13 protein-coding genes are annotated in these 14,639 nt (G+C 59.6%); 10 read left to right on the plus strand and 3 right to left on the minus strand.

The genetic code is table 11. From position 1 onward, the window contains the following. Positions 1 to 16: 16 nt before the first annotated feature. From C8K63_RS00395 to C8K63_RS00410, 4 genes are all read left to right on the plus strand, one after another. Positions 17 to 1,381 carry a DUF1329 domain-containing protein gene (locus C8K63_RS00395; protein ID WP_108214896.1) on the plus strand — a complete coding sequence of 455 codons (1,365 nt, stop codon included), beginning with the start codon at positions 17 to 19 and terminating at the stop codon, positions 1,379 to 1,381. A 174-nt stretch (positions 1,382 to 1,555) separates the two neighbouring features. Continuing rightward, positions 1,556 to 4,294, plus strand: a complete 2,739-nt coding sequence (locus C8K63_RS00400) for a LuxR C-terminal-related transcriptional regulator (protein WP_108214897.1) — start codon at positions 1,556 to 1,558, stop codon at positions 4,292 to 4,294. Between the two features lie 86 nt (positions 4,295 to 4,380). Then, on the plus strand, positions 4,381 to 5,022 hold the full coding sequence (locus tag C8K63_RS00405) for an MBL fold metallo-hydrolase (RefSeq protein ID WP_108215462.1): 642 nt from the start codon (positions 4,381 to 4,383) through the stop codon (positions 5,020 to 5,022). A gap of 103 nt (positions 5,023 to 5,125) precedes the next feature. Next, complete coding sequence (locus tag C8K63_RS00410; protein ID WP_108214898.1) at positions 5,126 to 5,866, plus strand: OmpA family protein; 741 nt, start codon at positions 5,126 to 5,128, stop codon at positions 5,864 to 5,866. A 268-nt stretch (positions 5,867 to 6,134) separates the two neighbouring features. Here the strand turns inward: C8K63_RS00410 and C8K63_RS00415 are convergent, their stop codons facing one another. Next, positions 6,135 to 6,569, minus strand: coding sequence for a YhcB family protein (locus tag C8K63_RS00415; protein ID WP_108214899.1), 435 nt, complete (start codon positions 6,567 to 6,569; stop codon positions 6,135 to 6,137). Positions 6,570 to 6,713: 144 nt separating this feature from the next. Here C8K63_RS00415 and C8K63_RS00420 point away from each other — a divergent pair, with 144 nt between their 5' ends. The 3 genes from C8K63_RS00420 (at position 6,714) to zapE (ending at position 9,908) form a co-directional block, all read left to right on the plus strand. After that, the gene (locus C8K63_RS00420; RefSeq protein WP_108214900.1) at positions 6,714 to 7,343 is read left to right on the plus strand and encodes an alpha/beta hydrolase; all 630 of its coding nucleotides are present in this window, start codon (positions 6,714 to 6,716) and stop codon (positions 7,341 to 7,343) included. A gap of 24 nt (positions 7,344 to 7,367) precedes the next feature. Beyond that, positions 7,368 to 8,723 (plus strand): tryptophan--tRNA ligase, encoded by a 1,356-nt coding sequence (locus C8K63_RS00425; RefSeq protein ID WP_108214901.1) that lies wholly within the window; start codon positions 7,368 to 7,370, stop codon positions 8,721 to 8,723. Positions 8,724 to 8,813: 90 nt separating this feature from the next. Then, complete coding sequence (gene zapE / locus C8K63_RS00430; protein ID WP_108214902.1) at positions 8,814 to 9,908, plus strand: cell division protein ZapE; 1,095 nt, start codon at positions 8,814 to 8,816, stop codon at positions 9,906 to 9,908. Positions 9,909 to 10,040: 132 nt separating this feature from the next. Here the strand turns inward: zapE and C8K63_RS00435 are convergent, their stop codons facing one another. After that, on the minus strand, positions 10,041 to 10,961 hold the full coding sequence (locus C8K63_RS00435) for a GlxA family transcriptional regulator (RefSeq protein WP_177413320.1): 921 nt from the start codon (positions 10,959 to 10,961) through the stop codon (positions 10,041 to 10,043). A gap of 221 nt (positions 10,962 to 11,182) precedes the next feature. On the opposite strand from C8K63_RS00435, the gene C8K63_RS00440 reads away from it, so the two are divergent. Continuing rightward, positions 11,183 to 12,319, plus strand: coding sequence for an acyl-CoA dehydrogenase family protein (locus C8K63_RS00440; protein WP_108214904.1), 1,137 nt, complete (start codon positions 11,183 to 11,185; stop codon positions 12,317 to 12,319). 103 nt (positions 12,320 to 12,422) lie between these two features. On the opposite strand, the gene C8K63_RS00445 is transcribed toward C8K63_RS00440, so the two are convergent. Then, complete coding sequence (locus C8K63_RS00445; RefSeq protein ID WP_108214905.1) at positions 12,423 to 13,463, minus strand: NADP(H)-dependent aldo-keto reductase; 1,041 nt, start codon at positions 13,461 to 13,463, stop codon at positions 12,423 to 12,425. Positions 13,464 to 13,708: 245 nt separating this feature from the next. Here C8K63_RS00445 and rplM point away from each other — a divergent pair, with 245 nt between their 5' ends. Together rplM and rpsI are read left to right on the plus strand one after the other, a co-directional pair. Beyond that, entirely contained in the window at positions 13,709 to 14,137 is a 429-nt protein-coding gene (gene rplM / locus C8K63_RS00450; RefSeq protein WP_007917032.1) for a 50S ribosomal protein L13, read from the plus strand. A gap of 14 nt (positions 14,138 to 14,151) precedes the next feature. Next, the gene (rpsI, locus tag C8K63_RS00455) at positions 14,152 to 14,544 is read left to right on the plus strand and encodes a 30S ribosomal protein S9 (RefSeq protein ID WP_003205364.1); all 393 of its coding nucleotides are present in this window, start codon (positions 14,152 to 14,154) and stop codon (positions 14,542 to 14,544) included. The last annotated feature ends 95 nt before the right edge of the window (positions 14,545 to 14,639 follow it).

A 14,639-nucleotide genomic window follows, 5' to 3' on the forward strand; every position in this document is an offset into this window, starting at 1 on the left:
CTGGACGAACGCACATATGAAAATAACAAAGAGTCTGTTCCACGCCAGTGTTCTGGGTCTTTCGCTGCTGGCGACCAGTGTCATCGCAGCGGTTCCCCAGGCTGAGGCCGACAAGCTGGGCAAGAGCCTGACCCCGATGGGCGCCGAAATGGCGGGTAACGCCGACGGTTCGATCCCGGCCTGGAAACCGCTGCCGAAGAACGCCGGCACCGTCGACAGCAAAGGCTTCCTGTCCGATCCGTACCCGGGTGAAAAACCGCTGTTCACTATCACGGCGCAGAACGTCGACCAGTACAAGGCCAAGCTTGCCCCTGGCCAGTACGCGATGTTCAAGCGCTACCCGGAAACCTTCAAGATGCCGGTGTACCCGTCCCACCGCGGTGCCACCGTGCCGGATGATGTGTTCGCCGCTATCAAGCGCAACGCCACCAACACCAATCTGGTGTCCGGCGGCAACGGCCTGGAGAACTTTGAAACCGCCATTCCGTTCCCGATTCCGAAAAGCGGCGTTGAAGTCATCTGGAACCATATCACCCGCTATCGTGGTGGCAGCGTGACCCGTCTGGTGACCCAGGCCACACCGCAACCGAATGGCTCGTATAGCATGGTGTACTTCCAGGACCAGTTCGTGTTCCGCGACAAAATGAAGGATTACGACCCGAAAAACCCGGGCAATATCCTGTTCTACTTCAAGCAGAAAGTGACCGCGCCGGCACGTCTGGCCGGTGGTGTACTGCTGGTGCACGAAACCCTCGACCAGGTGAAGGAACCGCGTTCGGCGTGGGTCTACAACGCCGGTCAGCGTCGTGTGCGTCGTGCCCCGCAAGTGTCGTATGACGGTCCGGGTACGGCTGCCGATGGCCTGCGTACCTCCGATAACCTGGACATGTACAACGGTGCACCGGATCGTTACGACTGGAAGCTCGAAGGCAAGAAAGAGATGTACATCGCCTCCGACAGCTACAAACTCGACTCGCCAACGCTCAAGTACGACGACATCATCAAGGCCGGCCACATCAACCAGGACCTGGCGCGTTACGAGTTGCGTCGTGTGTGGCATGTGGTTGCAACCCTGAAGGAAGGCCAGCGTCACATCTACGCCAAGCGGGACTTCTACATCGACGAAGACACCTGGCAAGCAGCGGTCATCGATCACTACGACGGTCGCGGTCAACTGTGGCGCGTCGCCGAGGCCCATGCCGAGAACTACTACGACAAGCAAGTGCCGTGGTATGCCCTCGAAGCCCTGTATGACCTGCAATCGGGTCGTTACCTGGCGCTGGGCATGAAGAACGAAGAGAAGTCGGCCTATGACTTCGGCTTCACTGCCACCACCAGCGACTTCACCCCGGCCGCCTTGCGCCAGGACGGTGTTCGCTAAGGTGAACTGAGTAGAGGCCGCACCCTCTGAAAACGCCCCGACTGGTTCGGGGCGTTTTTTTGTTTGTAGACTTTTTGTAGCCATTTGTAGCAACTACCTTCATTCCCTATCCGTTTACGGCTAGTCTGCGGACATCTGCAACGCCGCCACCCGCAATTCAAACAAGAGCCGGCCATGACTGATTTGTCTACATCCCCGGGTTCTGCACACGTTGCTGTCGCGACACTCGACGGGCGCTTCTTCCGCCCGCCGTTGCCCGACGGCCATGTGCTGCGTCCACGTTTGTGCGAGCGCCTGAGTGCCGGGCTCGGCGGCAGGCTGTTGCTGGTCAGCGCACCGGCAGGGTTCGGCAAGAGTTCGTTGGCGGTGGAGTTTTGCCAGGGGTTGCCGGCGCATTGGCAAAGTCTCTGGCTGGGGTTGAGCCCGCGAGACAGTGACCCGGGGCGTTTTCTCGAACGACTGCTGGAAGGTCTTCAGGACTATTTCCCGCATCTGGGCAGGCAATCGCTCGGGCTGTTGAAAATGCGCCAGCGCCATCAGCCGTTCGCGTTCGAAGAATGGCTGGACGGCCTGCTTGACGAACTGGCCGTGCACTTGTCTACAGCGACGCCATTACTGCTGGTGCTGGATGATTACCATCTGGCCCAAGGGCCGGTGCTGGACCGCTGCCTGCAGTTTTTCCTCAATCATCTTCCCGATGGCTTGCTGGTGATGGTCACCAGTCGCCAACGCCCCGACTGGCACCTGGCGCGGCTGCGGCTGTCACGGCAACTACTTGAGTTGCATGAACAGGATCTGCGCCTGACCCACGACGAAGCCTTGAGCCTGCTCGACCGGCACAGCAGCTCCTTGCGCGGTGAGGCACTGGAAAACCTGATCCAGCGCAGCGAAGGCTGGGTCGCGGGGTTGCGCTTCTGGCTGCTGGCCGCCTCGGAGGCAGGCACCGATGGCGCGCTGCCGCAAGCGTTGCACGGCGGGGAAGGGCTGATCCGCGATTATCTGCTCGAAGAAGTCATCGATTGCCTGCCTGCCGAGGTCCAGTCGTTCCTCTACGACACGGCACCCCAGGAACGCTTTTGCAGCGAACTGTGCGACGCCGTTCGCGACGCCCATGACAGCGGGGAGATCCTGCGCTTCCTGCTTGCCCACCAGGTGTTCCTGGTGCCACTGGACGAGCATGGCCATTGGTATCGTTACCACCACCTGTTTTCCGATCTGTTGCGCACACGGCCTGCTTCCCAGTCGATGGTGCCGGCCGCCAGTCTGCACCTGCGTGCCTGCCGCTGGTTCAATGCCCAGGGACTGCTCGATGAGGCCGTGGAGCAGGCCTTGCGTGCCGGTCACCTGGACGTCGCGGCGAACCTGGTGCAGAACCTCTCCGAAGAGCAACTGCTGGCCGAGCAGAACGTCGGCATGTTGCTGCGCTGGAAAATGGACTTGCCTGACAGCTTGCTGATCAGCACGCCGCGACTGATTGTGCTCTATAGCTGGGCGCTGGGGATGGCTTGCCAACTGGATGCCGCCGAGGAGCTGGCCAGCCATTTGAGTCGCTTCCTGCCCGCTCCGTCGGCCACCGCCCAGAAGTCCATGCTGGCTCAATGGCTGGCGTTGAGTGGCATCATTGCCCGTGGGCGCGGCAACCGCGAACTGACGCTGCGGTACTGCCGCGAAGCGTTGGAAAGTCTTCCGTGCAAGCGTTACGGCCAGCGCCTGATGTGCCTCTCGACCCTGTCCAACCTGGCCATTGCCGACGGTGATTTGTGGCGGGCGCGGGGGCTGAACCGCGAATCGCTGGAGCTGGCGCAACGGGTCGGCAACCCGTTGTTCGAAGCGCTGGCGCACTACGACCGCGCTCGGGTGCTGCAAGCGCGCGGAGAAATCTGTCGGGCGCTGGAGGAGGTCCGTCAGGGGATGCAACGCCTGCAGAGCTTGTCTGCGCAGCGGCTGTATGCAGTTCGAGCCCGGCTGACCTTGTATGAAGGCTTTCTGCTGGCCCTGCGCATGCAGCCGCAGGCGGCGCGGCTGCGATTGCAGATCGGTTTGAGCGAGGCGCGAGCCTGTCGTGACATCAGCGTACTGATCGGCCATTGTGTGATTGCCAGGCTGGAAGGCAGCAGCGGCGAGTTCGCCAAAGCCTTTGCCGAACTGGCCGAAGCCGAACGGCTGATGCACATCTGGGATGTGCCACCGATCTACTACCTGGCCATGATCACCCTGGTCAAATGTGAACTCTGGCTGGCCCAGGGGCGCATCGATCTGGCCGAAGCCTGGCTGTCGCGCCTGGGGCAGACCTATAACGGCGAAAACGGGGCGGCACCACCGGAATTCCATCCGCAATTGCCGCTGCATATCGAATTGCAACAAGCCTTGCTCGACGTCATCCAGGGCCAACCGATGCTGGCCGAAGGGCGTTTGAATGCACTGCTTGAACATGGCCAGCAAAGCGGTCGGCAGCTGCTCAGTGTCATGGCGTTGACCCAGAAAGTGGCATTATTGCTGGGTAGCGGGCGGGAGCCGGAAGCACGCAAGGCACTGGCTCAGGCGCTGGATGCCGCTGGCGGAGGAGTGTTGCAACCCTTTGAGGGCCTGCTGGCCGAGCACCCGGACTGGCTGCGTGGACAGCTTCAAAGCTGTCCGCCAACCCCCGTTTCCCTGAACCTCAGTGAAAAACTGCCGGCATTGGCAGCCCGTCCCGGACTGGAGTCCTGCGCGGCCGCGGAGCAGCTCAGCACGCGGGAAATGGCGGTTCTGCGATTGATCGCCCAGGGCTGTTCGAACCAGGAAATCAGCGATCAGCTGTTTATCTCCCTGCACACGGTCAAGACCCACGCCAGCCACATCAACAGCAAGCTTGGGGTCGAGCGGCGTACACAGGCGGTGGCGCGGGCCAAGGAGCTGGGGGTTTTGGGTTAAGGATTCTTCACGATACCCATCGTGGCCATTGGCTGGATACTCAAGTGTGCGAAAATCCCTCGTCCCCGTTTATCGAGCAGGCCCTGATGTCCCAGCAACCCACCCTCATCCGCGAAACCTTCCCCGTCGGCCCTTTGCAGTGCAACTGCACGATCATCGGCGATCCGGTGACGAAAAAGGCCATCGTTGTCGATCCGGGTGGCAATCATGAACTGATCCTGGCGCGTCTCGATGCCTTGGGGCTGAAAGTGGTCAGCATCATTCACACCCACGCCCACCTCGATCATTTCCTGGCTTCCGGTCAACTCAAGGAGAAAACCGGCGCGACCCTGCATCTGCACAAGGAAGACCAGTTTCTGTGGGACAACCTGGAAATGCAGTGCCAGATGTTCGGCGTTCCTTATACCCCGGTGCCGTCTCCGGACCGCTGGCTGGCCGATGATGAAGAACTGGCTTGCGGATGTGGCGTGGCGCTGCACACGCCAGGTCATACGCCGGGCTCCATGAGCTTCTGGTTTTCCGAGGCCAAGCTGCTGATTGCCGGTGATACGCTGTTTCGTCGCGGCGTCGGGCGAACGGATTTGTGGGGTGGCGACCAGGCGACCATCGTGCGCTCGATCAAGCAGCGGCTGTACACCCTCGACGAAGAAGCGACCGTGGTGACCGGACATGGTCCGGACACCCGTCTGGGCGACGAAATGCGCGAGAACCCCTTTGTTCGGGGCTGATTTGTAACATTCGGAATTTTTACCCGTTAACATGATCCAACGCCCGCAAAGACTGATGCCTTGGTCCGTTGCACCACAGAATGCAAAAAAGTAGGAGCTTTACATGTTCACCACGCGTCGTTTGATTATTCTCGCTACGGCTGTGGCCGTTTTGTCCGGTTGTGCCTCGCCTAACCCATACGGCGGTCAGGGCCAAGCCCAGGGTCAGACGGATAGCGGCTCCGAAGGCATGAGCAAGACCGCGAAATACGGTGGCCTAGGCGCTCTGGCCGGTGCGCTGGCCGGTGCTGCCATCAACCACGATAACCGTGGCAAGGGCGCCCTGATCGGTGCTGCGGTGGTCGGTGCTTCTGCCGCCGGCTACGGCTACTACGCCGATCAACAAGAGAAAAAGCTGCGCGCCAGCATGGCCAACACCGGTGTTGAAGTGCAGCGCCAGGGCGACCAGATCAAACTGATCATGCCGGGCAACATCACGTTCGCGACCGATTCGGCGAATATTGCCTCAGGTTTCTATCAGCCGCTGAACAACCTGGCGGGCTCGCTGAAAGAGTTCAACCAGAACCAGATCGAGATCGTCGGCTATACCGACAGCACCGGCAGTCGCCAGCACAACATGGACCTGTCCCAGCGTCGCGCCCAAAGCGTGGCAACCTACCTGACCTCGCAAGGTGTCAGCGGTGCCAACCTGAGCGCCCGTGGCGCCGGCCCGGATAGCCCGGTTGCCAGCAACGCCGACGTCAATGGCCGTGCGCAGAACCGCCGTGTAGAGGTCAACCTCAAGGCGATTCCTGGCCAGCAGTATGGTGCTCAGCAGCAAGGTCAGGTTCAGCAGTATCCTTGATCGTCTGATTGAACCCCAGGCGTAAAAAGGCCCGCCCGATTCTAAACAGATCAAGCGGGCTTTTTTGTATCGTCAGTTCTGGCCCCTTCGCGGGCAAGCCCGCTCCCACAAGGATCGATGCCGTACACAAAATCTGTATTCAAAGCATGACCCTGTAGGAGCGGGCTTGCCCGCGAAGAGGCCAGTGTGGGCACCAGAGATACAGGATCAGAAATAAAAAAAGCCCCCGGACAATCACTTGTCCGGGGGCTTTTGCCTGCGGGCCCGCTTACTTCTTCAGGCCATAATGCTCATCGAGCATGCCCGGCGAGTTCGGGGCTTTCGGTGCGTAGTCGCGTGGCGGTTCCTGATTGCGTGGCGGCGTCAGGCGTTCCCGTGGAGCCTGCGCTGCATCGGCATGCAGGGAGGCCAGCAGGCGTTGGCGAGTCTGTTCGTCCAGGGCCAGGCGGTTGGCACCCTCGGCGAGATGGTCCTGCACTTCCTGATAGCTCTGAGTCAGCTTCTTGACCAGTGTCGCTGTGCTGTTGAAGTGGGTCACCACCTCGTTCTGATAACTGTCGAAACGTTCCTGAATATCGTCCAGCTGACGCTGCGTGCGGTTAGGCGCGGCATTCGGCGCAAGGCGAGCGATCAGAAACCCAATGGCGACACCCACAACCAGGGCAAGAGTCGGTAACAACCAAACTAAGAGCGAGTGTTCCACGAGTCCTTCCTCTATAAACGGCTTTGCTTTACGTTAACGGCTCGAACCTGCGCTGTATACCGCGATTCACTCGCGATAGACAGCCACAGACAATTTGCTAGACGAGTCGACCTTATTCGAGGTCACGGAGTTCCTTCCTTGCTTATGCGTGAAACCCCTGTATTGATTGACGGCCCGGTCGGGCAACTGGAAGCCCTGTATCTTGATAATGAAGATCCGCGCGGCCTGGCGCTGATCTGCCATCCAAACCCGGTGCAGGGCGGCACCATGCTCAACAAAGTGGTCTCGACCCTGCAGCGCACCGCGCGTGATGCCGGTTTGATCACCCTGCGTTTCAACTATCGTGGTGTCGGTGCCAGCGAAGGCACCCACGACATGGGCACCGGTGAAGTCGATGATGCCCAGGCTGTCGCCGAATGGTTTCGCGCCAGACACCCGGCATTGCCGCTGACCCTGTTCGGTTTCTCCTTCGGCGGTTTTGTTGCCGCAAGTCTCGGCGGACGCCTCGAGGCCAGGGGCGAGCAGCTCAAGCACCTGTTCATGGTTGCGCCGGCAGTCATGCGCCTCGGCGACCAGGATCAACTGCCACAGCACGGCGAACTGACCCTGATTCAACCGGAAACCGACGAAGTGATCGATCCACAAGTCGTTTACCAATGGTCCGACAAGCTCGAACGTCCCCATGAGCTGCTGAAAGTGGCAGAATGCGGACACTTTTTTCATGGCAAGCTGACCGATCTCAAGGATCTGATCCTGCCGCGTCTCTCGAATTGATTGCAGTCTGACAAGCGATTACCCATGACGACTCGTACCCGTATCCTCACCGGCATCACCACCACCGGCACGCCGCACCTGGGCAACTATGCTGGCGCCATCCGCCCGGCGATCGTCGCCAGCCGTGACAGCAATGCCGATTCGTTCTACTTCCTGGCCGACTATCACGCCCTGATCAAGTGCGATGACCCGCTGCGCATCCAGCGCTCGCGTCTGGAAATCGCCGCGACCTGGCTGGCCGGTGGCCTGGATGTCGACCGCGTGACCTTCTACCGTCAGTCCGACATCCCGGAAATCCCCGAACTGACCTGGCTGCTGACTTGCGTTGCGGCCAAGGGCTTGCTCAATCGCGCCCACGCCTACAAGGCTTCGGTGGACAAGAACGTCGAGACCGGCGAAGACCCGGATGCCGGTATCACCATGGGCCTGTACAGCTACCCGGTGCTGATGGCCGCGGACATCCTGATGTTCAACGCGCACAAGGTGCCGGTCGGTCGTGACCAGATCCAGCACGTGGAAATGGCGCGGGACATCGGTCAGCGCTTCAACCACCTGTTTGGCCAGGGCAAAGAGTTCTTCACCATGCCCGAGGCGTTGATCGAAGAGAGCGTCGCCACGTTGCCGGGCCTGGATGGCCGCAAGATGTCGAAGAGCTACGACAACACCATTCCGCTGTTCTCAAGCGCCAAAGAAATGAAGGACGCGATTTCACGGATCGTCACCGACTCCCGCGCGCCGGGCGAAGCCAAGGATCCGGACAATTCGCACCTGTTCACTCTGTTTCAAGCGTTCGCCACCCCGGCGCAGTCCGATGAGTTCCGCAGCGAACTGTTGCAGGGTCTGGGTTGGGGCGAGGCGAAGAATCGTCTGTTCCAGCTACTGGACAACGAATTGGGCGAGTCCCGCGAGCGTTATAACCTGTTGATCGAGCGCCCGGCGGATCTGGAAGACATCCTGCAACACGGCGCGAAAAAGGCCCGTGCGGTAGCGACACCCTTCCTCAACGAACTGCGTGAAGCGGTGGGCCTGCGCTCCTTCGTTGCTCAGACGCAAGTGGCGGCAACCACCAGGAAGAAAGCTGCAAAAGCTGCACGTTTTGTCAGCTTCCGCGAAGACGACGGCAGTTTTCGCTTCCGTCTGCTGGCCGCCGATGGCGAGCAACTGCTGCTATCGCGCAACTTCGCCGACGGCAAGACCGCAGGTCAAGTGACCAAGCAGTTGCAATCAGGTCAGGCATTGGACGTGCGCAGTGAAGCGCTGAGCTTCAGTGTATGGCTGGAAGGCGAGTGCGTAGCCGACAGCCCGACCTTCGCCGACAGCACCGCACGCGACGCGGCCATCGAGGCCTTGCGCATTGCCCTGACACCGATTCAGGAATAATCAACGGCTCGGCCCGACCAAGGGCCGATTGCCATTCCTCCGGGCCGTCGCTACAGTGTCGGCCCGTTTTTGTTGCCTTGCTAACGAATTATGACGCCCCTAGAACGATATCAAGCTGATCTGAAACGCCCGGAATTCTTCCATGATGCCGCACAGGAAACCGCCGTGCGTCATTTGCAGCGCCTGTACGACGACCTGGTCGCGGCCGAGCAAAACAAACCGAGCCTGCTGGGCAAGTTGTTTGGCAAGAAGGATCAGACCCCGGTCAAGGGCCTGTATTTCTGGGGCGGCGTAGGTCGCGGCAAGACTTACCTGGTGGATACCTTCTTCGAAGCGCTGCCCTTCAAGGAAAAGACCCGTACGCACTTCCACCGCTTCATGAAGCGCGTGCACGAAGAGATGAAAACCCTGGGCGGCGAGAAAAACCCGCTGACCATCATTGCCAAGCGCTTCGCCACCGAAGCCCGGGTCATCTGCTTCGATGAGTTCTTCGTTTCCGACATCACCGACGCCATGATCCTTGGCACCCTGATGGAAGAACTGTTCAAGAACGGCGTGACCCTGGTCGCGACTTCGAACATCGTGCCGGACGGCCTGTACAAGGACGGCCTGCAGCGCGCGCGCTTCTTGCCGGCCATTGCGCTGATCAAGCAGAACACCGAGATCGTCAACGTCGACAGCGGCGTCGACTATCGACTGCGTCACCTGGAACAAGCCGAGCTGTTCCACTATCCGCTCGACGAAGCCGCCAACGAAAGCCTGCGCAAGAGCTTCCGTGCGCTGACACCGGAATGCACGGCAGCGGTCGAAAATGACGTGCTGATGATCGAAAATCGTGAAATTCGCGCCCTGCGCACCTGCGATGACGTGGCCTGGTTCAACTTCCGCGAACTGTGCGACGGCCCGCGCAGCCAGAACGACTACATCGAGCTGGGCAAGATCTTCCACGCTGTGTTGCTCAGCGATGTCGAGCAGATGAGCGTCACCACCGACGACATCGCCCGACGCTTCATCAACATGGTCGACGAGTTCTACGACCGTAACGTGAAGCTGATCATTTCCGCCGAAGTCGAGCTCAAGGATCTGTACACCGGCGGTCGCCTGAACTTCGAATTCCAGCGAACCCTGAGTCGTCTGCTGGAAATGCAATCCCACGAATTCCTCGCCCGGGCGCACAAGCCGTAGGACGATTCGGAAAATAAAAAAAGGCCTGCGCATGCAGGCCTTTTTTGTGCGCCGAAGATCAAAAGATCGCAGGCTTCGCCAGCTCCTACAGGTACACACCATTCTGTAGGCGCTGCCGTAGGCTGCGATCTTTTAAGCTGCCTGCTGAAACTGCTGCCGATACTGATTCGGCGACAGTTCGGTGTGCTGGCGGAACAGCCGCGCAAAGAAGCTCGCATCGTCGTAGCCGACTTCGTAACTGATGGTCTTGATGCTCTTGCGGCTGGCGGACAGCAAGCCCTTGGCGGTTTCGATGCGTAGGCGCTGCAGATAATGCAGTGGCTTGTCGCCCGTGGCGGTCTGGAAGCGGCGCATGAAGTTGCGGATGCTCATGCCGTGTTCGCGGGCGACGTCTTCGAAGCGGAACTTGTCGGCGAAGTGTTCTTCGAGCCAGTGCTGGATCTGCAGGATGATCACGTCCTGGTGCAGCTTCTGGCCACCAAACCCGATGCGTCCAGGCGCGTAGCTGCGTTGCACCTCATACAGAATGTCCCGCGCAACGGCCTGGGACACATTGGCACCGCAGAAGCGCTCGATCAGGTAAATGTACAGATCGCATGCCGAGGTGGTACCGCCAGCACAGTACAGGTTGTCGGCGTCGGTCAGGTGCTTGTCCTGATTGAGTTGAACCTGGGGGAAGCGTTCGGCGAAGGCATTGAAGAAGCGCCAGTAGGTAGTCGCTTCCTTGCCATTGAGCAATCCGGCTTCAGCGAGCCAGAACACGCCGGTGGCTTCGCCGCACAGTACGGCACCGCGCGCATGTTGCTGGCGCAACCAGGGCAGGACTTGCGGGTAACGTTTGCAAAGGCTTTCGAAATCGTCCCAGAACGCGGGAAGAACGATGATGTCGGCGTTTTCCAGCCCGCCATCCACCGGAATCAGCACATCGCTGAAGGTGTTGACCGGTTTGCCATCGGGGCTGACCAGGCGGGTTTCGAACGCCGGTGTCAGGCCCTGGCCCAGCTGTTTGCCGTAGCGCAGGCTGGCGAGGTGGAAGAAATCCTTGGCTTGCATGAGGGTGGAAGCGAAAACCCGGTCGATGGCCAGGATGCTGACGCGCCGCAATGGCGTGGAGGCTTGGTTAGACATAATTCAACTTTATTTTTATAGGGGGAAGTGGTCACCAGACGGCTGGATCGTCTTATTTTTTGTCGGATGTGTCCAGTGTCCTGTATCGGAGGCGAGGCTTAGGCTCTGAAGATCAATTCCCTCTAATTACAAAGAAAAGGTGTCGCATGATCCCCAGAACCCTGTTCAGTTCCGAGCACGAGCTTTTCCGCGACAGCGTAAGAACGTTCCTCGAAAAAGAGGCGGTGCCGTTCCATGGGCAATGGGAAAAACAAGGCTATATCGACCGCAAACTGTGGAACAAGGCGGGGGAGGCGGGGATGCTTTGCTCGCACCTGCCGGAAGAGTACGGCGGCCTGGGGGCGGACTTTCTCTACAGTGCGGTGGTGATCGAAGAGGTGGGGCGTCTGGGTCTGACCGGCATCGGCTTTTCCCTGCATTCGGACATCGTGGCGCCGTACATCCTGCATTACGGCAGTGAAGCGCTGAAACACAAATACTTGCCGAAACTGGTGTCCGGCGAGATGGTCACCGCGATCGCCATGACCGAGCCGGGCGCCGGTTCCGATCTGCAAGGGGTGAAAACCACGGCCGTGCTCGATGGCGATGAGTACGTGATCAACGGTTCCAAGACCTTTATCACCAACGGCTACCTGGCCGATCTGGTGATCGTCGTCGCCAAGACCGATCCGAAGGCCGGTGCGAAGGGCACCAGTCTGTTTCTGGTGGAGGCCAATACGCCGGGCTTCGACAAGGGCAAGCGCCTGGAGAAGGTCGGGATGAAAGCCCAGGACACCTCGGAGCTGTTCTTCCAGGACGTGCGTGTGCCCAGGGAAAACCTGCTGGGCCAGGCCGGGATGGGCTTTGCCTATCTGATGCAGGAGTTGCCCCAGGAGCGCCTGACGGTGGCCATAGGCGGGCTGGCTTCAGCGGAAGCGGCGCTGCAATGGACGCTGGACTACACCCGCGAGCGCAAGGCGTTCGGCAAGTCGATCGCGGACTTCCAGAATACCCGGTTCAAGCTGGCGGAGATGGCCACGGAAATCCAGATCGGCCGGGTCTTCGTCGACCGTTGCCTGGAACTGCACCTGCAAGGCAAGCTCGACGTGCCGACGGCGGCGATGGCCAAGTACTGGGGCACCGATCTGCAATGCAAGGTACTCGACGAGTGTGTGCAGTTGCACGGCGGTTACGGGTTCATGTGGGAGTACCCGATCGCGCGGGCATGGGCGGATGCGCGGGTGCAGCGGATTTATGCCGGGACCAATGAAATCATGAAGGAAATCATCGCCAGATCATTGTAGGAGCGAGCTCGCTCGCGATGGTCGTCAACGATAACGTTGAAAACCTGACACCCAACGGAGTGCTCAGGTTTTTCGCGAGCAAGCTCGCTCCTACAAGTGGGGGTTATGGAGCAGGGTTCGGATGATCCTTGTGAATCGCCTCGATCCCTTCCAGTACCTCCTCCGACAATTTCAGATCAAAACTGGCGATGTTGCTCTCCAGTTGCTCCATCGTGGTCGCGCCAATGATGTTGCTGGTCACGAACGGCTGCTGCGTCACGAACGCCAGGGCCATTTGCGCCGGGTCCAGGCCGTGCTCGCGAGCCAGGGCCACGTAACGGCTACAGGCCGCTTCCGACTGCGGGTTGAAATAGCGGCTGAAGCGGCTGTAGAGGCTCAGGCGACCTTTTGGCGGGCGGGCACCACCTTCGTATTTGCCTGAAAGGAAGCCGAACGCCAGCGGCGAATAGGCGAGCAAGCCGCATTGCTCGCGGATGGCGATTTCCGCCAGGCCGACTTCAAAGCTGCGGTTGAGCAGGTTGTACGGGTTCTGGATCGACACCGCGCGCGGCCAGCCTCGGGCTTCGGCCAGGGCCAGGAAGCGCATGGTGCCCCACGGCGTCTCGTTGGACAGGCCGATGTGGCGGATCTTGCCGGCGCGGACCTGCTCGTCCAGTGCTTCGAGGGTGTCTTCCAGCGGGGTCAGGTTGGCTTCGATCTTGTGCTTGTAGCCGAGTTGCCCGAAGAAATTGGTGCTGCGCTCCGGCCAGTGCAATTGATACAGGTCGATGTAATCGGTCTGCAGGCGCTGAAGGCTGGCGTCCACCGCTTCGCTGATGTGCCGGCGGTTGTGGCGCAGGCTTTTATCGCGGATGTAGTCGATGGTGTTGCCGGGGCCGGCGATCTTGCTGGCCAGGATCCAGTCGGCGCGGTCGCCGCGGCTTTTGAAATAATTGCCGATATAGCGTTCGGTGGTGGCGTAGGTTTCGGCCTTGGGTGGTACCGGGTACATCTCGGCGGTGTCGATGAAGTTGATCCCGGCGCCCTTGGCCCGCTCGATCTGGGCGAAGGCGTCTGCCTCGCTGTTTTGCTCGCCCCAGGTCATGGTTCCGAGGCAGAGGGCACTCACGTTCAGATTGGTTCGGCCTAGCTGGCGATAGTCCATCGGGTGCTCCTTGGGCAAAACAATCATAAAAGCAGGTTGAATTATTTTTCGCAATCTGCATAATTGCGCACCTCTTTCTGCAGTGGAAGTGATGCGCCGCCGCCGAAGAATCTTGCCGTTGAACGGACGCGCCGACCCGAGCCCCCGAAAGCGTCTGTATCCGGCTGCCTTTGACTTGTCAAAGTACGCACTATTCAGTAAGATCCGCCGTCTAATTTACAGGGCGGCCCCTGAGGCTATAAAGAATGAAAACTTTTACTGCTAAACCGGAAACAGTAAAGCGCGACTGGTTTGTCGTCGACGCTGCTGGTCAGACCCTGGGTCGTCTGGCCACCGAAATCGCGAGCCGTCTGCGTGGCAAGCACAAGCCTGAGTACACTCCTCACGTTGACACCGGCGACTACATCGTCGTAATCAACGCTGAGCAGATCCGTGTTACCGGTGCTAAAACCACTGACAAAATGTACTACTCCCACTCCGGTTTCCCGGGCGGCATCAAGTCGATCAACTTTGAAAAGCTGATCGCCAAGGCCCCTGAGCGCGTGATCGAGACCGCGGTTAAAGGCATGCTGCCTAAGAACCCGCTGGGTCGCGACATGTACCGTAAGCTGAAAGTCTATGCGGGCGCTGCACACCCACATACTGCTCAGCAGCCCCAAGAACTGAAGTTTTAACGGAATAGTACATTATGTCGGCGACTCAAAATTACGGCACTGGCCGTCGCAAGACCGCAACCGCACGCGTTTTCCTGCGTCCGGGTACTGGTAACATCTCCATCAACAACCGTTCGCTGGATAATTTCTTCGGCCGCGAAACTGCCCGCATGGTAGTTCGTCAGCCGCTGGAATTGACTGAGACTGTCGAGAAGTTCGACATCTACGTCACCGTGATCGGCGGTGGTGTAAGTGGTCAGGCTGGCGCAATCCGCCACGGCATCACTCGCGCTCTGATGGACTACGACGAGACTCTGCGCGGCGCCCTGCGTAAAGCCGGCTTCGTAACCCGCGATGCTCGTGAAGTTGAACGTAAGAAAGTCGGTCTGCGTAAAGCGCGTAAGCGTCCGCAGTACTCGAAGCGTTAATTCGCTTTCACGTTCAAAAAAGAACGCCCAGTTTCCTCACGGAGCTGGGCGTTTTTTTTGTGTCTGCGATTTATCGAAGAATTGCGCTGTGACAA

This window comes from Pseudomonas sp. GV085, assembly GCF_003050925.1.
Taxonomy (GTDB): domain Bacteria; phylum Pseudomonadota; class Gammaproteobacteria; order Pseudomonadales; family Pseudomonadaceae; genus Aquipseudomonas.